Source organism: Bacillus cereus group sp. BfR-BA-01350 (assembly GCF_022663775.1).
Classification (GTDB): domain Bacteria; phylum Bacillota; class Bacilli; order Bacillales; family Bacillaceae_G; genus Bacillus_A; species Bacillus_A paranthracis.
On the sequence record NZ_JAKUGD010000009.1, the window covers coordinates 147859 to 170702 of the forward strand.

Consider the following 22844-nt stretch of genomic DNA (forward strand, 5'->3'; position numbering starts at 1 on the left):
TTTTGAGATCTATCCACTTATTGAAATAGCTTTTTTAAGTTTTCCGTAAACGGTGCTTTTACAATGCCTTTTTCCGTAATAATCGCTGTTACATTTTCATGTGGCGTGACATCAAATGCTGGATTATATACTTTACTTTCTTTCGGAGCAGAATATTGTCCGAAGCGATTAATTACTTCAGAAGCATCTCTTTCCTCGATTGGAATTTCTTTTCCTGTCGGTGTTTTTAAGTCGATTGTCGGCGTTGGTGCCGCTACATAAAACGGAATGTTATAGTATTTCGCTAAAATAGATACGCCTAATGTTCCAATTTTATTTGCTATATCACCATTTGCTGCCACACGGTCGCATCCAACGATTACCGCATCAATCTTCCCTTGTGACATAACCATAGCTGCCATATTATCCGTAATGACAGTGACGTCAATTCCTGCTCGCTGTAGTTCTAATGCTGTTAACGTTGAACCTTGTAATCTAGGACGTGTCTCATCTGAATAGATTTTTAAGTCCCATCCTTTTTCTTTCGCTAAGTACATCGGAGCTGTTGCAGTACCATACTTAGTCGTCGCTAACGCACCCGCATTACAATGTGTTAATACTCCCATTCCATCATGGAATAACGTTAATGCATGTTCTCCAATTTGACGGTTAATCTCTTCATCTTCTCTATGAATCTCTTTTGCCTCTTCTAGTAATCTATCTTTCAACTGTGTGATTGATAGATGAGTATGATCTGTCGCTACACTTTCCATTCTTTCAAGTGCCCAAAATAAGTTTACTGCTGTCGGTCTTGATGTGGCCAAATATGCACATACCCTTTTTACTTCATCAATAAATTCAGCTTCCGTACTTTCAACAAATTCCTTTATCCCTAAATACACACCGTAAGCTGCTGAAACACCAATCGCTGGCGCACCTCTTACTTTCATTACTTGAATGGCATCCCACACACCTTCAGCTGTCTTGAAAGATTCATAGACAACCTCATTCGGTAATAATGTTTGATCTAATAAAACTAAAGCATCATCTTTCCACTGGATTGGTATTAATTGCTCTTCCATCATCTTCTCCCCTTACTTCGCGTAGTGCGTTGACTGTTCTTTTAACGTTTCTACAAAGCTTGTACCTGTTTTATATTGATTCGCTCGTAAAATAAATTTCTTCGCTACTTGAAGACAAATACGTTCCGCTCTAGCACGTGCTTCCTCATTCTCAATGCAAGTAATATCTTTTACTTTCGCTAGCCCAACAATACGACGAATTAACTCCAGTCCCGTCACCGCAGCCGTATCCTCTAATACAGATTGTAAATAGATTTCGTTAAAGCCTTCTTCCTTCGCCATAATCTCTGTCACATGAATATCCCAAGCGTCTAAAAACTTCTTCTTAAATAAATCAATTACCTGTATTATTGTCGATTGTAACCAATCCATATACGTATCTTTCTCGGCTCCAGTTGACATTGTCGCATCTGCATTCACCCAAGCAAACATTAAATTCGCCATTACATTCCCAATGTCATAGCCCATTGGTCCATAAAAAGCAAACTCAGGATCAATTACCTTTGTGGAATCATTTTTTACAAAAACAGAACCAGTATGCAAATCACCGTGAATAAGCGCCTGTGCATTCGTCATAAAAGAAAACTTAAGTTTAGCTACTTCTATACGAAGCTCTTTATCACTATAAATATGTTCTCTAATCCACCCTTCATTTAACAGAAATAACTCATTACGCTTATTATGATTTGTAAATGGCTCAGCGTATACGAGGTCTTCTGTAATCTCACATAACTCAGGATTTATATAATTCTTCACAAGTTCCTTCTTCTCTTTATGATTCATTACAACATCCGATGTTAATAAGAGTGTATTTACCATAAAGGTAGTTAAATCATCCGCAAGCCTCGGAAATATTTCATGATTTATAAGTGCTGTACGTAATATTGTGTGATCCGATAAGTCCTCCATTACGCAACAATTCATCACACTATCAAACAAATACACCTTCGGAACAAGTCCAGGGGCTAACTCTTCCTCTAACTGCAAAACATCTGATTCTATACGAATACGATTCGTCGACAACTTAAACTCATCTGAAATACGTGCTGTATCCCCAGCTTGCTTTACAATGACAGAAATGTTCTTCTGTTCATCCCAAACGCGGAATACATAATTTAAATTACCATCGCCTATTTCTTTACACTGTAACCCCTTTGCATGTTCAAACTTACATAATTTCTCTTTCACATATACAATCACATCGCTAGCTTCCATTAAAAAATACTTCGTGAACTTAGACATGGTTTCCCCTCCACACTAATTGTAAGCGTTTTCTAAAAGCTATAAAAAATAATAGGATTAAATCTTTCATCCTATAATATATGTTCTTCTTTTTGAAATGTATATCTAGGTTTTATTATATCTTGTTAATATCTTGAGTCAATGTTTCTATATCATTGCAATATGCTTCCTAATTATATATTTGAGAGGACAAAAATTGTTCAAAAAGATTCTAGTTCATTTTATTTTATTTATCACACAATTCTTTGTAAAATAGAAATACGCAGTTCCTTTTCAAAAAGACAACTTCTAAGAAATATTTCCTTCCTAAGAATTTATACTTACATCATATCTCTAACATACACACTACTCTTTCAAGCACTCATTGAAAATTTATAAACTTAAAATTACCTTTCCATTCCCTGTTATCCTTAATTGAGAATAAATATTAATTAAATTGATATAAAGTTCGTTTATTCGCTTGACAAAATAACCACTTCTATATGATAATTAATATCGAATTAGAATTATTATAGTTAATTAAAAAATATATTTTATGAGCACACTATTTTTTGATGCTCAAAACCAACATTTAGGAGGAATTTTAATATGTTATTAATCGGCACAGAAGTAAAACCGTTTAAAGCTAATGCTTACCATAATGGAGAATTTATCCAAGTTACTGACGAAAGTTTAAAAGGAAAATGGAGTGTAGTTTGTTTCTACCCAGCTGACTTCACATTCGTTTGCCCAACTGAACTTGAAGACTTACAAAACCAATATGCAACTCTTAAAGAGTTAGGCGTTGAAGTATACTCTGTATCTACAGACACTCACTTCACTCACAAAGCATGGCATGATAGCTCAGAAACTATCGGTAAAATCGAGTACATCATGATTGGTGACCCAACTCGCACAATCACTACAAACTTCAACGTTTTAATGGAAGAAGAAGGTCTTGCTGCTCGCGGTACATTCATCATCGATCCAGACGGCGTTATCCAATCTATGGAAATCAATGCTGACGGTATCGGCCGTGACGCAAGCATTCTTGTTAACAAAATTAAAGCAGCTCAATACGTACGTAACAACCCAGGTGAAGTTTGCCCAGCTAAATGGCAAGAGGGTTCTGCTACACTTAAACCAAGCCTTGACCTTGTAGGCAAAATCTAAGGAGTTCGATCAAAATGATACTAGATGCAGATATAAAAACACAACTATCCCAATATCTTCAATTAATGGAGAACGATATTTTACTTAAAGTAAGCGCAGGAGACGATGACGTATCTAAAGATATGTTAGCTCTAGTAGACGAATTAGCTACTATGTCATCTAAGATTACAGTAGAAAAAGTTGAATTAGAGAGAACACCAAGCTTTAGCGTAAACCGCCCTGGTGAAGACACTGGTGTCGTATTCGCTGGTATTCCATTAGGACATGAATTTACTTCATTAGTGTTAGCTTTACTACAAGTAAGTGGACGCGCTCCAAAAGTTGAACAAAAATTAATCGATCAAATTAAAAACATTCAAGGCGAATATCATTTTGAATCTTATATCAGCCTAAGTTGTCATAACTGTCCTGATGTTGTACAAGCTCTTAACGTAATGAGCGTTCTTAACTCTGGTATTACACATACTATGATTGATGGCGCTGCATTCAAAGAGGAAGTAGAAAGCAAAGACATCATGGCAGTACCAACAGTTTTCCTAAACGGCGAATCTTTCGGCAGCGGTCGTATGACACTTGAAGAAATTTTAGCTAAAATGGGTAACGGTCCAGATGCATCAGAGCTTTCTGATAAAGATCCATACGATGTTCTTGTTGTTGGTGGCGGCCCTGCTGGTGCAAGTGCAGCAATTTATGCAGCACGTAAAGGAATCCGCACTGGTATCGTTGCTGAGCGCTTCGGTGGTCAAGTAATGGATACTATGGGCATTGAGAACTTCATCAGTGTAAAACGCACTGAAGGTCCTAAGCTAGTGGCAAGCCTTGAAGAGCACGTTAAAGAATACGACATCGATGTAATGAATCTACAACGTGCGAAACGTTTAGAGAAAAAAGAACTTATTGAAGTGGAACTTGAAAACGGCGCTATTCTGAAAAGTAAAAGCGTAATCGTTTCAACAGGTGCTCGCTGGCGTAATGTTGGCGTACCAGGTGAAGCTGAGTTCAAAAATAAAGGTGTAGCATACTGCCCACACTGTGACGGTCCATTATTCACTGGAAAAGACGTAGCAGTTATCGGTGGAGGTAACTCTGGTATTGAAGCAGCTATCGACTTAGCAGGTATTGTTAAGCACGTAACTGTTCTTGAATTCATGCCAGAATTAAAAGCTGATGCTGTATTACAAGAACGTCTTAACAGCTTACCAAACGTAACTGTTCTGAAAAACGTTCAAACGAAAGAAATTACTGGTACTGATAAAGTAAACGGTATTTCTTACATCGATCGTGAAACTGAAGAAGTTCATCACGTTGAATTACAAGGTGTATTCGTACAAATCGGTCTTGTGCCAAACACAGACTGGTTAGGCGAAACAGTTGAACGCGTTCGCGGTGAAATCGTAACAGACAAGCACGGCGCTACAAACGTACCAGGAGTGTTTGCTGCAGGTGACTGTACAAATAATCCGTACAAACAAATCATCATCTCTATGGGTTCAGGTGCAAACGCAGCTTTAGGTGCATTTGATTACTTAATCCGTAACTAATTATATAGACGTGAGTAAAAAAAGCGGGTGCCTTGGCACCTGCTTTTTTATAATCTTAATGTATAAATTAAAAACCTCTCATTTCCATTCTTCTCATAAGCACCTGGCAATCTAACTTCTTTCTTCAGCTCAAACGCAGTCTGATTTTCTAAGAAGAAAATATAGTCCTCAGAAGGATAATACAAAATAATATCCACTTCTCTCTCTATTTCCTCTACCGAAAGCAAAATGTTATTGACTACTTTCATAAACACTTGTACAGAAAATGGATTAAAGAAATAAAAACGGTTATCGCGTGGATCAATCTCATATTCCTGCGCTAAACAACATTGGAATTGAATTTTCCCCTTACTGTTTCGTGCCTTTCGTTCATAACGATTTCGATTATCAATCGCTTCTTTATAAAACTCTTCATTCATTTCAATTCCAACCGCTGAAGCACCACATTTATGATGCATATAAAAGTTTAATCGCCCTTTTCCGCATCCAAAGTCTACAATTCGGTCGCTACTTCGTATTTCATATTGATTCAATAACTCATCTAACCCGCTATACGGCGTCGGTTCATAGCGATGATAATGCATAGACTTGTTAAATCCTTTTTGCTCACCGACTGTTTTTATATGTAAAACTGCATCGTAATATTGTTCATTCATTCGTTTTCTCCTATTAAGAAATGGTACTTATTATTATACACCATGTACTGGATGCTCATTTTTCATCAAATTAATAGGTACGTGAAATTATATCGACGATTTTCTCAATATATCTATCGTAATTTCAAATATATCAACGATTTTTTCAATATATCGACGTTTCGACAAAGGATATCGACTTAACGACAAATTTCTACAAAAAAAAACAGGAGCTCCCTAGCCCCTGTCTTCTAACACTTTCAATACAGTTTGTTTTAATATTTCTACCCCATCCATAATACAACTATGATCGAACTTCATATACGGATGGTGTAATCCAGGTTGTAGGTCTGCTCCTAATCCAAGCATGACAGCTTTTAAATGTGGTCTCTTCACTGTGTAGTAATGGAAATCATCGCTTCCTGTCGTATAAAGTGGTCCCGTACATTTATCTTCCCCATACACTTCAAGAATGCCTTTACGCATAAACCGCTCAGCTTCTTCTGAAACTTCAGCTCCTGGCGCGAGATCAATCCACTCATATGAAGTTTTCGATCCCATCGATGCAGCTGATTCTATGACATGCTCTATTTTTTTCTTCAATTCTTCTAATAATGTATTACTCTCCGCTCTGACATCTAAGCTAAAATGCCCGTTACCCGGAATAATATTTAAATTATCACCACCAGCTTGGCACCTCGTCATCTTTACTGAATAGGAACTTTGCGGTGGTAGCCATATGTTTTTCAAACCGATATTAATCATGGAAATAACATCAATCGCATTTATCCCTTGATGTGGGCGTGCTCCATGTGCATCTTCTCCGTGAATCATACCCTCTAAAAATCCTGCTGCTCCGTGACGAATTGATGGGGCAGCCTGTTTCAAAGATAGTTCTTCAATCGGGCGCAAATGAACACCGAATAGGAAATCCGCATCATCCACAGCACCTTTCTCTACCATTTTTAAAGCGCCATTCCCTTTCTCTTCTGCTGGCTGAAAAATAAATCTAACTGTACCACTTTTCCATCTCATATTCTTTAATTGTAAAATAAGTCCCATTACAATCGTCATATGAGCATCGTGACCACACGAATGATTCGCTTTAAATTCTCCATTCACTTCTTGCCAAAGTGCATCCATATCAGCGCGAATCGCAATAACAGGATTTCCGCTTCCAATTTCAGCAATCACCCCTGGGCAATCATCAAATATTTTATATGAAATTCCTTCTTCTTTTAAAAAGTTAGTAATATACGCTGTCGTTTCATACTCTTTCCAACTCACTTCAGGGTTTTCATGTAAATGCTGAAAAATTTCAGTTAAACGCTCTTGTAGTTCTAATGTTTTCAAAGCTACATTCTCCTTCCCAAATTCCAAACCATTCAGGTTAATTATACTTATGAAAAACAGATGTTTTTATGAACATATTGAATTTTAAGAAAAAAGTCAATTATTTATTTTTAAACACTAAAAAAGCTTACTCTACATCTATATTACAAACTAAACAAACAACTAGAATATTACTTATTTTCTGTCTTTTTTGTTGACGCTTACATATATTTTTAGTTATCATAACCTAATAAACGTCTATTTTACGACAATTCTAAAAATACAAACAAACATACATAACAAGGAGGACATTTATGAAAAAAGAAATACCTTTTGGTGTAGCCATGATCCCTATTATCATTACAGTTGCAGTTATGATGGTTACAATTGTTGTATTAAAACAAAGCCCTCACGTCCCACTTATTATCGGTACAACCGTTGCTTCCATCGTCGCTTGGCGTTACGGTTACAAATGGAACGACATTGAAGAAGCGATGTATAAAGGAATTCGCCTCGCATTACCCGCTATCGTTATCATTATTCTAGTAGGTTTAACGATTGGTGCCTGGATTGGTGGTGGAATCGTCGCAACAATGATTTATTACGGTTTAAATCTATTAACACCATCACTATTTTTAGTTTCAATTACAATTATTTGTTCTATTGTTGCATTAGCTATTGGTAGCTCTTGGTCTACAATGGGAACAATTGGTGTTGCAGGAATGGGTATTGGCCTAAGTATGGGAATCCCAGCTCCAATGGTTGCCGGTGCTATCATTTCCGGTTCTTATTTCGGCGATAAAATGTCACCGCTTTCAGACACAACAAACTTAGCCGCAGGATTAACAAATACAGATTTATTCACACATATTCGTCATATGTTATTTACTACAATTCCAGGTTTAATTATTACTCTTATCGTTTACGCCTTCTTAGGAAGAAGCTTCGGCGCTAACAATATCGATGCAAAAAGCATCGAGCAAACATTACAAGTATTGCAACAAAACTTTGTTATCTCACCTTTCCTATTAATCATACCTGTAGTCGTTATGGTATTGGTCGCTAAAAAAGTTCCTGCTATACCAGCTATTCTCGTAGGTATTATTTTAGGATTTTTATCACAAGTCTTTATTCAAGGTGGTTCTGTCTCATCAGCTGTCGCTGCACTCCAAAGTGGATTTGTCATAGACACTGGCAACAAGCTAGTAGACGAGCTATTTAATCGTGGTGGTTTAAGCTCTATGATGAATACCGTCTCTATGACAATTGTCGCTATGACTTTCGGAGGAGTATTAGAACATACAGGTATTCTTCGCTCCATTGTAAATCAAATTTTAAAATTAGCGACATCAGCAAAAGGTCTTATCGCTTCAACTATCGCATCTTGCTTTGCAACAAATCTTACTTGCTCTGAACAATATATTTCGATTGTTGTTCCTTCAAGAATGTACGCGAATGCATACACAGAAAAAGGACTACATTCTAAAAATTTATCCAGAGCATTAGAAGATGGAGGAACATTAACTTCTGTTTTTGTACCTTGGAATACATGCGGTGTATTTATACTCGCAACACTCGGCGTAGGTGCTTTCGAATATGCTCCTTATGCTATATTGAATTTCATCGTACCTATTATCTCGATTATTTACGGTATAACTGGTCTCACAATTACAAAACTATCTGACATTGAAAAAGCGGAACTACTAAAAAAACAAAACACTCAATTAGAAGCTTAAAGATAACGGTAAATTCAGTTCATATATTGCGCGAGGACGCCCTTGTTGATAAGGCATTTCCTCGCCGCAAATATGAACATACCCATAATCAACTAGTTTCTTTAATAACCTTTCTGTTGATCGCCGAGTCACTTGTAAGTATTCAGAAAGATCTGCTGCTGTAAACTTTAATGACGGATGTGATTGACTAAATTGAATAATTTTTGATAAATTTGCTGGGCTAAGTTTCGTTTCCTTCGCTATTTTCATTAGTTCCGGATTGTCATTCTTCAAACTTTGTACTCTCTGTTCTTTCGGGAACGGACCAAATAGTTCTTTATCACTTGTTAGTATATAAAAACAGTGGTCTATTGGATTATTCTTCGCGAAACCTTGGGCGATTTTAGCATTTTGCTCCGCTTCTTTCACAGTTTTTCCGTAACCAAATCCAATAGCTATCGTTCCTTCTACGCTCGCAAACAAGTTATCTATCGCATTTGTTTTAATAATCGATTCGATATCACCACGAGTTGTATACAAAATGCATGTCATTTCATCCACTTGTTTAAATGAACCACGTAGTTCTTTTGAAATGACATCTAGTTTTTCAAGCAAATTCGTTCGTAATTCTAAAGAAGAAATAATACAAGCACCAACAGTAGCTGAATGGCTTCTTGCTAACTCAGCTTTTATTTTTGCATCTTTTAACCCTTGTATAATGGATTGCTTCGGATCTATCATACGTTCTGAAGAAATACCTATTTTTTGAAGTTCATCATAGACAGCGTGAATACTAGTTAAAGCTAAATGAGCTTCTCCAGATTGATATTTAGCTACATGAAAATCAATAACTCTATTTATTTCATCTTTACTCCACAGCATATTTTCATAATCAAACACTTGTGGACTTTCTTTTATGCCAATATCATGGAACACATTTATAATGAATGAACGGTCTACTAAATCAATTGAAATTTTATGTGGTTGAACCCCTTGGTGATACATGACAGAAAGAATGGAAGATGCGACAGTCGTCTCGTCTTGCTGTAAGTACGTACTTGGAATTCGTAATTGTTCTCTTACTTCTTTTGCCATATAATAAGGTAAAGCACCTGAGAAAAAGATGAAATCACAAGGCTTTAAACGCTTTAATAGTTCCGAAGATTCTGCCGGATGAAGGTAAACATATGGATCAATTTCTATTTCTTCTAGTTTATGAGCAATAGGTAAAAGTGTCTCCATAAACTCTTTTGAACCGACAACTGCAATTTTTATCATCATTTCTCTAACTCCTTATCATTAATTAACGACTATTTAACGTCAACTATATCAAATGTACAAAACTATTGTAAACAGGAAGGGGTTTCTACCTAATGAAAATTAAAGCTATTCATCTTTATGCAATTCGTTTACCGCTTCGCGATCCATTTGTTATTAGTTATGGTTCTTATTCTGATATGCCTTCTATTATCGTCAAAATGGAAACAGACGAAGGCATTATCGGTTATGGTGAAGGCGTCGCTGATGATCACGTTACAGGCGAATCGTGGGAAAGTACTTTCCATACTTTAAAGCATACACTAGCTCCTGCTCTTATCGGGCAAAATCCAATGAATATAGAAAAAATACACGATATGATGGACAATACAATTTACGGTGTTCCAACAGCGAAGGCTGCTATTGATATTGCTTGTTTTGATATAATGGGTAAAAAATTAAATCAACCTGTATATCAATTAATTGGTGGACGATACCATGAAGAATTTCCTATCACTCACGTATTAAGTATCGCAGATCCAGAAGAAATGGCCGAAGAAGCTGCTTCCATGATTCAAAAAGGTTACCAATCTTTCAAAATGAAAGTCGGTACAAATGTAAAAGAAGATGTAAAAAGAATTGAAGCGGTACGTGAACGTGTAGGAAATGATATTGCGATTCGTGTTGATGTAAACCAAGGTTGGAAAAATAGCGCCAACACATTAACAGCACTTCGTTCATTAGGTCATTTAAACATCGACTGGATTGAACAGCCTGTTATCGCAGACGATATTGACGCAATGGCTCACATTCGTTCGAAAACAGACCTTCCGCTTATGATTGATGAAGGATTAAAAGGTTCTCGTGAAATGCGCCAAATTATTAAATTAGACGCGGCTGATAAAGTAAATATAAAACTAATGAAATGCGGTGGCATATATCCCGCTGTAAAACTCGCTCACCAAGCAGAAATGGCCGGCATCGAATGCCAAGTTGGATCCATGGTCGAATCATCCGTTGCCTCTTCCGCAGGATTCCATGTCGCTTTCTCGAAAAAAATCATTACGAGCGTCGAGCTAACAGGTCCATTAAAGTTCACGAAAGACATCGGAAACTTACATTACGACGTACCATTTATTCGCTTAAACGAAAAGCCAGGACTCGGCATTGAAATAAATGAGGATATCCTGCAAGAACTCACCGTCTTTCAAGACAGTGTACGCTAAAGGAGGGCTAACGCATGACAGTTCTATACGAGGGCAGATTAAAACAAAATAACGAGCTATTTCACGTTACATTACTATCACTAGAGCACATCGAACAAATTTTATTATTACAAAACGTTGTAGTTGAAGCACTAGAAGATAAAAGTCGTCTACAACCACTCTCCCAAGAAGAATTTCAATACATTCTAGAAGGAAACGGCATGATGATCGGTGCTTTTATCGAAAACGAACTCATCGCATTTCGTGCCCTACTCGTCCCTCCTATCGACAATGAACATTTAGGACTTGATATTGGCTTACCAGAAAGTGAACTGCACCGCGTCATCTATCAAGAAATCTCAAATGTTCATCCGAACTGCCGAGGCAATGGTATGCAAAAAATATTAGCGACAGTCATCATGGATGAATTACAAAAAGAAGATAGCAAATACGACTACGTTTGCTGCACCGTTGCACCTTTTAACATTCCGAGTTTAAAAGATAAGTTCGCACAAGGGATGGAAATTGCTGCACTGAAGGAGAAGTATGGTGGTAGTCTGCGGTATGTTTTTGTGAAGGAATTGCGTGAGGACAATGAAAGGGATTGGACGGATATTAAAAGCGTTCCAATGAACAATGCTGGTGGACAACAGGCGTTGCTTTCGGAAGGGTATCGTGGGTTTGAGATGGAGAAGGTAGATGGAGATTTTATTGTGAAGTTTGGACGATAATTGCTACGCCAGAAAAAAAGGAGATGTCTGCTGTAACATCTCCTTTTGCTTTCTCTTCCTTGAACATATCGACCGCAACCCCAAATATATCAGCGGTTTTCCAAATATATCAGCGATTTTTGAAATATATCGACTTACCGACAAAGATTGACAATAATTGCATCACTAAACCGTCATCTTCCAACTAGATAACGCTAACCAATTCTCCATTTCCTTATAATCGGGCATTATCTTCCCGACAAGACGCCAAAAAGAGCGATCATGATTTAAATGAACCATATGACACATTTCATGAACAACTACATAATCAATTACTTGCTGTGGTGCCATCGCTAGCTTCCAATTGAAGGTTAGTTGTAAATTCGAATCACAAGTACCCCACGTGCGACTACTATCTGTAATACGAATAGAACGTGGTTTTGTTTTAAAGTTACTTTGATGCGCTTTAATACTCTTCTCTACTAATGACTTACACTGCTTATAGTAAAATCGTTTTAAAGCTTGCTGTATTTTCTCATCTTTAAGATCTTTCACATAAATATGTAGCTTATCTCCTTCAAACACTGCATTATCTTGCGTAATATTTGTATCTTGAGAAATTTGTATCGGATACGTACTTCCTAAATACAAAAAGCCTTCTCCTTGACCATAATCCTTTTCCTGTGGTCCACGCGCTCGCTCCGCCATTTCCTTACGTGTTGTCTGAATCCAATCCCACTTCTCTTCTAACAACTGGATTAAGTATTCAACAGGTGTCCCTTTCGGCGCCTGTACTTCCACATTTCCGTAAGAATCCACAAAAAGACGCACCGATTTTTTCTTTTTATAAGTTATATGAAAATTAATTGTCTCACCTAAATAAGTATGTACCATTTCATCACCTAACGTATTATTTTACAAATGAAAAAGAGTAGGATACGAACACCCTACTCTACCTATTATATCATTTACCGCTTTAACGGAATCATTATCCTCTATACTTTACAGCTAATCCCTTAATGAAATTCCTTGCGTATCTATCGCCGCACTCTTTGTAATTTTTATGGCCTTTTTTTCTTAATAGAGCGCCTAGTTCTCCCTTAGTCACCGTAACGCCTACGCTATCTAATATATCAAGTACATCCTCACTTGTTAAAGATAGTGCTATTTTCATTTTCTTTAGAAGAAGGTTATTCGCACTTTCTTTGCTTTGTACAGGTGCCGGTTGCCCTGGTTTCGGATCTTGCTTCCCTCTTTTTAAAGTAATAAATCCATTTAAAAATGCCTCTAACATCATCATATCGCATGTTTTTACGTACTCATCTTCTTCCACATCAGGGTTTTCAGGTTCGTGCTGAGGCGCTCTCTTTATTTTTGTAAGCATATCAACTACGTCTTCTTTCGTTACTTCCATTCCGCCAAGTTTAAAAATTTCTACCATATCTATATCTTTTATATCTAAAGCATATCTTACTCTTTTTAATATATCGTTGTTGCTCATTGCCATTGGGTTTCCTCCTGAAATGTTGATTATTTTTAACTTTTTATTTGTAATACAGTTTACCGTAACTAATCTAAATAAGATTATTTTTTATTATTTTCATAATTAAATTTAACAAAAAAGGTAGTGCCTTCCGATCCTGTTTGAATTTCTATTTTTGCATTATGACGGGTAGCAATGGCATAACATACGCCTAATCCCAATCCAGTTCCATTATCTTTGGTTGTGTAAAATGGAGTCCCCAGTTTCTCTAATACTTCAGGGCTGATACCTTTCCCTTCATCCCGCACTGCAAGCACCACACAATTTTGCCCTTCCTTATAGGTGCTAATGGTTAGAGTTTTCCCTGTACTCATCGCTTCTAAGCCATTACGGTATAGGTTCATTAATAATTGCCGTATCTCATTACGATTTAAAAGTAATGCTGGAACGTCATTTGTATCGACTTGAATATATTTATTTTGATTATGCGTATCTATCTTTATTAAAGGAATAATATCGTGGATAATTGAGTTTAAATCTAACATCTGCAAATCTGATTTCTTTGTATTACCTATTGAGAGAAATTCAGTAATAATAGAATTGGCACGGTCAAGTTCTTCAACCATTAAATTAAAGTAGTTATTATGTTTCTCATAGTTATTCTCTTCTTTTAATAACTGCAAAAATCCTCGTATTGTTGTCATTGGATTTCTAATCTCGTGGCTGATACCTGCTGCCATTTGCCCTATTAACTCTATGTTGGATAACCTTTTCAATTCCTGCTCATATTGCTTTTTTTCTGTTATGTTTTTACAAATACAACAAATACCATCATCATACGGATATGCAATAACTTCATGCCAATATTCATCAGAGGTAGAAAAAAATTCAAAATGAACTGTAGTTCGCTCTGACATTACACGATGAAGCTCCTTATATATAACTGTATCTACGCTACTTGGGAAGACCTCCCATATATTCTTACCTAATACGTCTTTTGCTGTTTTTCTTTGTGGGAAATGTTGATGTTTATTTACATAAGTAAATTCCCATTTATTATTCAAAGTCAAGAATCCATCCGTAATACTTTCAATCACACTTGTGACTTTTTCATTAGCAGCAGCCAGTTCTCTCGTTCGTTCTTCCACCATGCTTTCAAGTTGATCCATATATAACAAGTTTGAAAACGTAGGAGCTGTGGCATCGACGATAGATTTTGCCAGTTGAATTCGGGAATCATCGTAATTATGAGTTTTTTCCTCTTTGCCAACGACGATTACCCCTAATACTTCTCCCATTGAAACCAATGGCATCATCAGTAAACCCTTACTATCTATATGTTTTGTTCGAATAATCTCTTGAATCTTGGCTTCATAGCTTTTCTCCATCCAATCTGCTTCTATCCAATCACAGCCCGAGCTTAACTTCGTTGTCTTAATCGTTGTTTTGTCTAGCGGATCTAAAAGGTGGGCAGCCATGTTTTTACTCTCTAAAATCTGTCCTAAGTAAAAAAAGCATTTATCAAAACTCTCCTGTATTGAGGAACACATTGATAAATCACGGGTAACATTTAGTAACAGCTGCTTCTCGGCAATAAGATTTTCTTTTTGGGTTAAATTTTTTGCGTTTTGAATGGCGACCGCCGCCATGTTTACATAAGCTTCAACACTTTGAATTTCTGAATCTGTTAAGTTCATTGGAACTCCATAATCAAATAAAAAAACAAGACCAAATAACTCTTGTCCAAATGAGATAGGCAGAGCTAATAAAGACTTAATTTTGAACGCACCGACCGGTCTCGGATCCGGTCGATGATCCTTTGAGGTATCAGGAATATAGATGGTTTTTTTAGTTTCAATAACTTCTTTTGCCAGTAAGTCTACTTCAGGGTCAATTACTTGAGTATCGAGCGTTACGCCATTTATGGTCTCTGGTTTTCCTGCAAACCCTCTAAATGTTCCATCTTCTTCAGGTAAATAAATTCCAACAGCGTCACACCTAACAATCTCCTCTGATATCGCCATGGTTACACGCTGCAATACTTCACGTAGTTCTAATTTTGTATTTATTATTTTGGTTATATTCGCGAGCCTAGAATATCTCGTTTGATCACTTAACATTTGCATAGCCTCCAATTATAGGCGTAATAAAGTGCAACTTTAATAAGTGAGGGGTGATTCATCCCCCACTTATTATCAGCCTGAATCCAACCTAACCTCTTTGCACTAGCAGAATTTTGAGGTGGGAGTTTTACTGCCCGCAAATAGCGGGATAAAATAAACATGCTAATATCAGTGAAAATCAAGATCAACCTACCATTTTCTCCTGTATTCTTTTCTTACCCTTGTTTTATATAGAATACCTCACTTACTTCTGATACGGTTCACCTTACACTAATAAAATTACTACACTCCATCCCTCTAACTTTCAAAAGTTACACCGTTTCACTACCCTGTGTCTCACTAACACTCTCCTCAAACTTATCAAGCAATGCACGTACTTCATCCGTCGACTTCGTACTCATCAATTGATTTCGTAGTTCAGCAGCTCCAGGGAAGCCTTTTACATAAATTTTGAAGAAGCGATGTAGCCCTGTGATAGAGCGTGGTAATACTTCTGCATATTGATCTTGAAGATCAAGCTGTAGCCTTAAAAGATCTAGATGTTCTTTACTGCTATGCTCTCTTGGCTCTTTTTCAAAGGCAAATGGATTTTTAAAGATGCCTCGTCCGATCATAACACCATCAATACCGTATTTTTCAGCAAGTTCCAGCCCAGTTTTACGGTCAGGAATGTCTCCGTTTATCGTTAGGAGCGTATTTGGTGCAATACGATCACGTAATTTTTTAATTTCCGGAATTAGCTCCCAGTGCGCATCTACTTGGCTCATCTCTTCTCTTGTACGTAAATGAATAGAAAGGTTTGCAATATCTTGTTTGAAAATATGCGTTAACCAATCTTCCCACTCACTTAATTCTTTAAAGCCAAGTCTTGTTTTTACGCTGACAGGTAGTCCGCCTGCTTTTGCAGCTTGAATAAGTTCTGCCGCAACATCTGGACGCAAGATAAGGCCACTACCTTTTCCTCTTGATGCTACGTTCGGTACAGGACAACCCATGTTAATATCGATGCCTTTAAATCCTAGTTCTGCCATACCAATACTCATTTGACGGAAATATTCAGGATTATCTCCCCAAATATGTGCCACCATTGGCTGTTCGTCTTCTGTAAAAATTAAACGGCCACGTACGCTTTTCATACCTTCTGGGTGACAATAGCTATCCGAATTTGTGAACTCTGTGAAGAATACATCTGGGCGACCAGCTTCACTTACTACGTGACGGAAAACAACGTCTGTCACATCTTCCATTGGTGCAAGTACGAAAAACGGCCGTGGTAAATCACGCCAAAAATTATCTATCATTTCAAATTCAAATCCTCTCACTATGAATACAATTTCAAACTCTCAATAAACCAAAAAGCAGATGGTATAGATTTTCCTATATCAACTGCTTTTCTATTATACCAACTTAAGCCAAGCCACACACTCTACGTGAGTCGTATGTGGGAACATATCAACAGGTTGTACTTCCTGTGTTTTATATCCGCCTTCTTCTAGTACTTTTAAATCACGTGCTAATGTTGCTGGGTTACATGATACGTATACGACGCGTTTTGGTTTCATGTCGATGATTGTGTTAAGTAGTGCCTCATCACAACCTTTACGCGGTGGATCTACGACCATTGTGTCAGCGATTACGCCTTCTTTATACCATTTTGGAATAACTACTTCTGCTTCTCCTACACCAAATTCAGCGTTTATCATGTTGTTTAGTGCTGCGTTACGCTTTGCGTCTTCGATCGCTTCTGGGACGATTTCAACGCCGTACACTTTTTTCGCTTTTTGTGCTAGGAATAAGGAGATTGATCCAATTCCACAATAGGCATCAATTACTGTTTCATTGCCATCTAATTTTGCGTATTCTAACGTTTTATCGTATAACACTTTCGTTTGTTCTGGGTTTACTTGATAGAATGAACGTGCTGAAATCGCAAATTTAATATCGCCGATAAAGTCATAAATATATTCTGATCCGTACAGTACTGTCGTTTTGTCTCCGAAGATTACATTTGTACGTTTCGGGTTTACGTTTTGAACAATTGATTTTACTTCTGGGAATTTCGTAGCAATTTCTTCAATGATTGCTTTTTTGTTTGGCAGTTCTGCTGTACGAGTAATGAAGACAAGCATAATCTCCCCTGTTACTTGTCCGTAACGAGCCATTACGTGACGAAGTGTTCCTTTGTTACGCTCTTCGTTGTACGCCGAAATACCGTGTTTTTCACAAATTCGTTTTACTTCTTGAATCAATGTATCGTTTTCTTCTGCTTGAATTAAACATGATTCCATATTAATAATGTCATGCGTTCCTTGACGATAGAAACCAGCTACAAGTCCGCCTTCACGTTCTCCAATTGGTACTTGTGCTTTATTACGGTATACCCACGGATTCTTCATGCCAAGTACAGGATGAACAGGAACATCGCTTAGTCCTCCAATGCGCTGCATAACGTCACGTACTTGTTTTTCTTTCGCTTGTAATTGTCCTTCATATGTTAAATGCTGAAGCTGACAACCGCCGCACTGATTGTACACTGGGCATTCGGCATCTTTACGATATGGGCTCTCTGTATGAAGCTTCATTAAACGACCGAATGCGAAGTTTTTCTTCACTTTAATAATTTTAATTTGCGCTTCTTCACCTGGTAATCCGTTTTTAACGAAAATAGGATAGCCTTTTACTTTCGCAACACCGGCACCATCATGTGTTAAATCTTCAAATACTACATCTATAAACTCGTTTTTTTCAACTGGTGGCGTCATTTTTGTACTCATTTTCCGACCTCTCTTTTTCATAACACTGCGTTACATTTTATCATACTTATATGGTCTATTTCTATTGGAAGAAAAAAAGCTATTGACGATAGTTCTCTGTTAATGTTACGCTACTACTAATTTAATACGGACGATGTTACCTCATATATACTCGATAATATGGATCGAGAGTTTCTACCCGGCAACCTTAAATTGCTGGACTATGGGGAAAACTAATGAATATTAGCCTATGTGCAAAAAGGACTCATATTGATTAGCTTTCTCTCATAGATGAAAGTGAATCCATATGGGTCTTTTTTATTTTTATTTTTCTAAAAGGTCAGACATCTTACGTATGACATAAAACCTCTTTGTCTTATTTTTAGTAATATAACGAGCGTTTTATGTACAAACTTTATACGAACTTCTGAAAGGGGCAACTACATGCAATATGTAATGAGTATTATCGGTATTCTTGTCGTTTTAGGTTTATGTTTTGCTTTGTCAAACAACAAAAGTAAAATCAACTTCCGTGCAATTGCAATTATGATTGGTTTCCAAATTTTAATCGGTTGGTTTATGTTTGGCACAAAAATTGGTCAACAAATTATCATCTTCATTAGTAAAGTTTTCAACAAACTAATTAAACTTGGTACGACAGGCGTCGATTTTCTCTTTAATGGAATTCAAAGAGATTTTGTCTTTTTCTTAAACGTATTATTAATTATCGTATTTTTCTCAGCACTACTTTCTATCTTTAGTTATTTAGGTGTTTTACCATTCATCGTTCGCGTTGTCGGCGGTGCTATTTCAAAAGTTACTGGTTTACCACGCGTTGAATCATTCCACGCAGTAAACTCTGTATTCTTCGGTTCAAGTGAAGCTTTAATCGTTATTAAAAATGATTTACAGCATTTTAACAAAAACCGTATGTTTATCATTTGTTGTTCTGCAATGAGCTCAGTTTCTGCTTCTGTTACAGCATCATACGTAATGATGTTAGATGCAAAATATGTATTAGCAGCTCTTCCATTAAACTTATTCTCAAGCTTAATCGTTTGTTCGTTATTAACACCTGTTGATACGAAAAAAGAAGACGAAGTAGTTCAGAAATTTGACCGAACTGTATTCGGGGATAGCTTTATCGGTGCAATGATTAACGGTGCGCTTGACGGTTTAAAAGTAGCAGGTATCGTTGCCGCATTAATGATCGCTTTCATCGGTGTGATGGAAGTTGTAAACTACGTAATTAGCGCAGCTTCAGGTGCAATGGGACATGCCGTTACGTTACAACAAATCTTTGGTTACGTACTTGCTCCATTCGCATTCTTAATGGGGATTCCAGCTCAAGATATTATCCCAGCTGGCGGAATTATGGGTACGAAGATTGTATTAAACGAGTTTGTAGCAATCCTTGATTTAAAAGGTGTTGCAGCAACATTATCTCCACGTACAGTTGGAATCGTTACAGTATTCTTAATTAGCTTCGCAAGTATTAGCCAAATTGGCGCGATCGTTGGTACAATTCGTGCTCTTTCTGAAAAACAAGGAAGCGTTGTTTCTAAATTTGGTTGGAAAATGCTATTTGCATCAACACTTGCTTCTATTTTATCTGCGACAATCGCTGGATTGTTTATTTAATAAAAAATCACCTTACTCGTTGAAGTAAGGTGTTTTTTTTATCTATTGTTACTTTTCTCATTCCATACATATTCTTCAAATGCTATGATGAACAAGGGTATGTCCCCACCTCTCTTACAGTGGTGGGGATTTTAAATATAAATATGTAACATAATACACAATAGAAGGTGATTTTATGAGAAAATATGTTGCAATCGCTTTATGCACATCTGCCATTCTAGCAGGTTGTAATACTAGCAATGTAAACCAGGAACCTAAAAAAGAGAAAAAGGTTCAAGAAACTAAGAAACAAGCAGCTACTGTGCAAGAACAAGGTAAAATTTCTTATCAGTCCATTACACACGAAGCTACAAATACTACCATTCATATGACAGATATAAAAGATGCTTTAACTGAAGTACAATATAAAATTTGGCGTACTGCTGATGGAAAGGAACACACTAAATCTTTTTCTTCTAAAGAAAAGGAGAAACAGTTTACACTTCCTTTTGATATAAAAGAATTTGAAGGAAAACGTGGTGAGTTTCAAATTGAAGCAATAGGCATAAAAGAAGATGGGAAAACCATTCCACTCACAAAATCTGCTATTACTTTCGAGCAAAAGGTTCCCGTTCTTATGTACCATGCAATCGATGATTATCACGGTCAAGGTATTAAAGACTTATTCGTATCACCTGCTAACTTTGAAGCCCAAATGAAATATTTAAAGGACAATGGTTATACACTGTTAACGTTTGAACGCTGGGGCGATATAAATAAAGTAAATAAACCTATCTTTGTTACATTTGATGATGGTATGAAAAATAATATGAATGCATTTCATGTTTTACAAAAGCTAAAAGACGATACGTTTAAACCGGCGGCAACAGAATATATGATTGTTGATAACGTTGATGTAGAAGGAGCATTGTCTACTTCTGAAATAAAAGAAATGGTTGGTTCCGGCATTTTCTCGGTGCAATCTCATACTGCAACACATGCAGACTTACCGAAAATTACAAACTATGAGGAAGAGTTAAAAGGTTCAAAAGAAAAGCTAGAAAAAATAACAGGTAAGCCTGTTATCGCGATTGCTTATCCATTCGGTCATGTAGATGATAAGGTTGTTGCAGAAACGAAGAAGTATTATCAATTTGCGACGACAACAAAACCCGGAAAATTCATTACAAAAGGTGACCCCGATGAATTGTTAAAAATGAAGCGTGTTCGCATACACCATACGACGACCGTAGAACAGTTTGCTTCTTCGATTAAATAACGATGAGGGCTCAATATATTTTGAGCTCTCTTTTTACGCTATATTTATATATATTTTTTGAATTTTCTTGTATTATATATAGTAAGAAATCTTTCAAATTAAAGGAGATTATACATATGTCATTTGAACAAACGTTAGAGAAATATGCTGCCCTTGCAGTCAATGTTGGTGTTAATATTCAACCAGGACAAACATTATCAATTAGCGCACCTCTTGAAGCTGTACAATTTGTACGCCTCGTTACAGAAAAAGCATATAAATCTGGTGCAAAACACGTATATGTGGATTGGAATGATGAGACGTTAACACGCTTAAAGTTCGATCTAGCTCCTGAAGAAGCATTCGCTGAGTTCCCATCTTGGAAAGCACACGCTCGTGAAGAATTAGCAAAAGAAGGCGCTGCATTTATGTCTATTTATGCAGAAAACCCTGATCTATTAAAAGGTGTAGAACCAACGCGTATCGCAACAGCTCATAAAGTAGCTGGTGAAGCAATGAAAGTATACCGTGATTACGTACAAGCTGATAAAGTAAGCTGGTGTGTCATTTCTGTTCCTACGAAAGAATGGGCTGCGAAAGTATTCCCTGACGTTGCACCAGAAGAACAAGAAGCAAAACTATGGGATGCTATTTTCAAAGCTACTCGTGCTGATTTAGAAAATCCTGTGGAAGCATGGAAAGAACACGATAAAACATTACATACAAAAGTTGATTACTTAAACGAAAAGCATTATAAAGCTCTTCACTATACTGGTCCTGGAACAGATTTAACGATCGAACTTCCAGAAAAACATGTATGGGCTGGTGCTGGTAGCTTAAATGAAAAGAACGTACCATTTATGGCGAACATTCCAACTGAAGAAGTGTTTACAATGCCACTTAAAACAGGTGTAAATGGCCAAGTATCTAGTACAAAACCGTTAGCATTTGCAGGTAACATTATCGATAACTTCACGTTAACATTTGAAAACGGACGTATCGTAGATTATAAAGCTGAAGTTGGAGAAGAAGCTTTAAAACATTTAGTAGAAACAGATGAAGGTTCTCACTTCTTAGGCGAAGTAGCTTTAGTACCTCATGATTCACCAATTTCAAACACAAATATTTTATTCTACAACACGCTATTTGATGAAAATGCATCTTGCCACCTTGCAATCGGAAATGCTTATGCATTTAACTTAGTTGGCGGAAAAACGATGTCTAAAGAAGAACTTGCTGAAAATGGCGCAAACGCTAGTATTACACACGAAGATTTCATGATTGGATCAGCTGAGCTTGATATCGACGGCATTACAGCTGATGGCAGACATGAACCAATCTTCCGTAAAGGTAATTGGGCGTTTTAATAAAAGCAAAAGGCTATCTCCCGCAGCGGAAGATAGCCTTTTATGATGCAGATGAAACCTTAAGCCCAATTACTCCTAACACGATGAAAAGAATACAAAATGCTTGGAATAGGCTAATGTGCTCTTTAAAAAAGTACACACTAATAATCGTAATAAGTAACGTCCCAACACCAGACCAAATTGCATAAGCAATACTTAAATGAATCTTTTTTACAACGATGGCAAACACGCTGAAACAAATTCCGTAAAATACAAAAATAAGTACACTTGGAATGAGCTTTGTTAAACCGTTTGATAATTTCATCGCAATTGTTCCAGCTACTTCAAAAATAATTGTTACAAGTAATAATAGCCAATATACCATACTAGAATCTCCTTCTCTGTTACCTT

General features: G+C 36.8%; 19 protein-coding genes and 1 riboswitch. Of the genes, 8 read left to right on the forward strand and 11 right to left on the reverse strand.

All coding sequences use genetic code 11. The features are described from left to right. Positions 1-17: 17 nt before the first annotated feature. Both mtnA and mtnK read right to left on the reverse strand, forming a co-directional pair. Positions 18-1064, reverse strand: coding sequence for an S-methyl-5-thioribose-1-phosphate isomerase (gene mtnA / locus MR147_RS19415; protein WP_074606184.1), 1047 nt, complete (start codon positions 1062-1064; stop codon positions 18-20). 9 nt (positions 1065-1073) lie between these two features. Beyond that, on the reverse strand, positions 1074-2303 hold the full coding sequence (gene mtnK / locus MR147_RS19420) for an S-methyl-5-thioribose kinase (protein ID WP_074606182.1): 1230 nt from the start codon (positions 2301-2303) through the stop codon (positions 1074-1076). A gap of 588 nt (positions 2304-2891) precedes the next feature. On the opposite strand from mtnK, the gene ahpC reads away from it, so the two are divergent. Both ahpC and ahpF read left to right on the forward strand, forming a co-directional pair. Then, on the forward strand, positions 2892-3455 hold the full coding sequence (gene ahpC, locus MR147_RS19425) for an alkyl hydroperoxide reductase subunit C (RefSeq protein ID WP_000924422.1): 564 nt from the start codon (positions 2892-2894) through the stop codon (positions 3453-3455). 14 nt (positions 3456-3469) lie between these two features. Further along, the gene (gene ahpF, locus MR147_RS19430) at positions 3470-4996 is read left to right on the forward strand and encodes an alkyl hydroperoxide reductase subunit F (protein WP_000599492.1); all 1527 of its coding nucleotides are present in this window, start codon (positions 3470-3472) and stop codon (positions 4994-4996) included. Positions 4997-5043: 47 nt separating this feature from the next. Here the strand turns inward: ahpF and MR147_RS19435 are convergent, their stop codons facing one another. Both MR147_RS19435 and MR147_RS19440 read right to left on the reverse strand, forming a co-directional pair. Continuing rightward, positions 5044-5652: an SAM-dependent methyltransferase gene (locus tag MR147_RS19435; protein ID WP_242304648.1), complete on the reverse strand. Its 609-nt coding sequence runs from the start codon at positions 5650-5652 to the stop codon at positions 5044-5046. Positions 5653-5868: 216 nt separating this feature from the next. Continuing rightward, positions 5869-6984, reverse strand: coding sequence for a M20 peptidase aminoacylase family protein (locus tag MR147_RS19440; RefSeq protein ID WP_048557692.1), 1116 nt, complete (start codon positions 6982-6984; stop codon positions 5869-5871). Between the two features lie 293 nt (positions 6985-7277). Here MR147_RS19440 and nhaC point away from each other — a divergent pair, with 293 nt between their 5' ends. Continuing rightward, positions 7278-8699 carry a Na+/H+ antiporter NhaC gene (gene nhaC, locus MR147_RS19445; protein WP_000711545.1) on the forward strand — a complete coding sequence of 474 codons (1422 nt, stop codon included), beginning with the start codon at positions 7278-7280 and terminating at the stop codon, positions 8697-8699. Here nhaC and MR147_RS19450 read toward each other — a convergent pair. Further along, positions 8688-9959, reverse strand: coding sequence for a transcriptional regulator (locus MR147_RS19450; RefSeq protein WP_074606179.1), 1272 nt, complete (start codon positions 9957-9959; stop codon positions 8688-8690). The genes nhaC and MR147_RS19450 overlap by 12 nt on opposite strands. 92 nt (positions 9960-10051) lie before the next feature. On the opposite strand from MR147_RS19450, the gene MR147_RS19455 reads away from it, so the two are divergent. After that, positions 10052-11161: a mandelate racemase/muconate lactonizing enzyme family protein gene (locus MR147_RS19455; protein ID WP_074606177.1), complete on the forward strand. Its 1110-nt coding sequence runs from the start codon at positions 10052-10054 to the stop codon at positions 11159-11161. Between the two features lie 14 nt (positions 11162-11175). After that, positions 11176-11871 carry a GNAT family N-acetyltransferase gene (locus tag MR147_RS19460; protein WP_242304649.1) on the forward strand — a complete coding sequence of 232 codons (696 nt, stop codon included), beginning with the start codon at positions 11176-11178 and terminating at the stop codon, positions 11869-11871. Between the two features lie 165 nt (positions 11872-12036). Here the strand turns inward: MR147_RS19460 and MR147_RS19465 are convergent, their stop codons facing one another. The 5 genes from MR147_RS19465 to rlmD form a co-directional block, all read right to left on the reverse strand. Further along, the gene (locus MR147_RS19465; protein ID WP_074606173.1) at positions 12037-12744 is read right to left on the reverse strand and encodes a M48 family metallopeptidase; all 708 of its coding nucleotides are present in this window, start codon (positions 12742-12744) and stop codon (positions 12037-12039) included. Positions 12745-12838: 94 nt separating this feature from the next. Then, positions 12839-13357, reverse strand: coding sequence for a YehS family protein (locus tag MR147_RS19470; protein ID WP_001251709.1), 519 nt, complete (start codon positions 13355-13357; stop codon positions 12839-12841). Positions 13358-13434: 77 nt separating this feature from the next. Then, a complete protein-coding gene (locus MR147_RS19475; protein ID WP_074541518.1) occupies positions 13435-15453 on the reverse strand; it encodes a GAF domain-containing sensor histidine kinase in 2019 nt (672 codons plus the stop codon). A 314-nt stretch (positions 15454-15767) separates the two neighbouring features. Beyond that, a complete protein-coding gene (locus tag MR147_RS19480; RefSeq protein WP_000566687.1) occupies positions 15768-16757 on the reverse strand; it encodes a tRNA dihydrouridine synthase in 990 nt (329 codons plus the stop codon). 96 nt (positions 16758-16853) lie between these two features. Beyond that, entirely contained in the window at positions 16854-18230 is a 1377-nt protein-coding gene (rlmD, locus tag MR147_RS19485) for a 23S rRNA (uracil(1939)-C(5))-methyltransferase RlmD (protein WP_074606171.1), read from the reverse strand. Between the two features lie 121 nt (positions 18231-18351). Continuing rightward, positions 18352-18453, forward strand: a riboswitch (purine riboswitch). A 200-nt stretch (positions 18454-18653) separates the two neighbouring features. Between rlmD and MR147_RS19490 the strand changes: the two genes are divergently transcribed. The 3 genes from MR147_RS19490 to MR147_RS19500 all read left to right on the forward strand — a co-directional run bounded on the left by MR147_RS19490 (position 18654) and on the right by MR147_RS19500 (position 22454). Beyond that, positions 18654-19850 (forward strand): NupC/NupG family nucleoside CNT transporter, encoded by a 1197-nt coding sequence (locus MR147_RS19490; RefSeq protein ID WP_074606169.1) that lies wholly within the window; start codon positions 18654-18656, stop codon positions 19848-19850. A 175-nt stretch (positions 19851-20025) separates the two neighbouring features. Continuing rightward, positions 20026-21108, forward strand: coding sequence for a polysaccharide deacetylase family protein (locus MR147_RS19495; RefSeq protein ID WP_074606167.1), 1083 nt, complete (start codon positions 20026-20028; stop codon positions 21106-21108). A gap of 116 nt (positions 21109-21224) precedes the next feature. Further along, positions 21225-22454: an aminopeptidase gene (locus tag MR147_RS19500; protein WP_000007360.1), complete on the forward strand. Its 1230-nt coding sequence runs from the start codon at positions 21225-21227 to the stop codon at positions 22452-22454. Positions 22455-22494: 40 nt separating this feature from the next. On the opposite strand, the gene MR147_RS19505 is transcribed toward MR147_RS19500, so the two are convergent. After that, entirely contained in the window at positions 22495-22818 is a 324-nt protein-coding gene (locus MR147_RS19505; protein WP_000263254.1) for a DMT family transporter, read from the reverse strand. Positions 22819-22844: the final 26 nt, after the last annotated feature.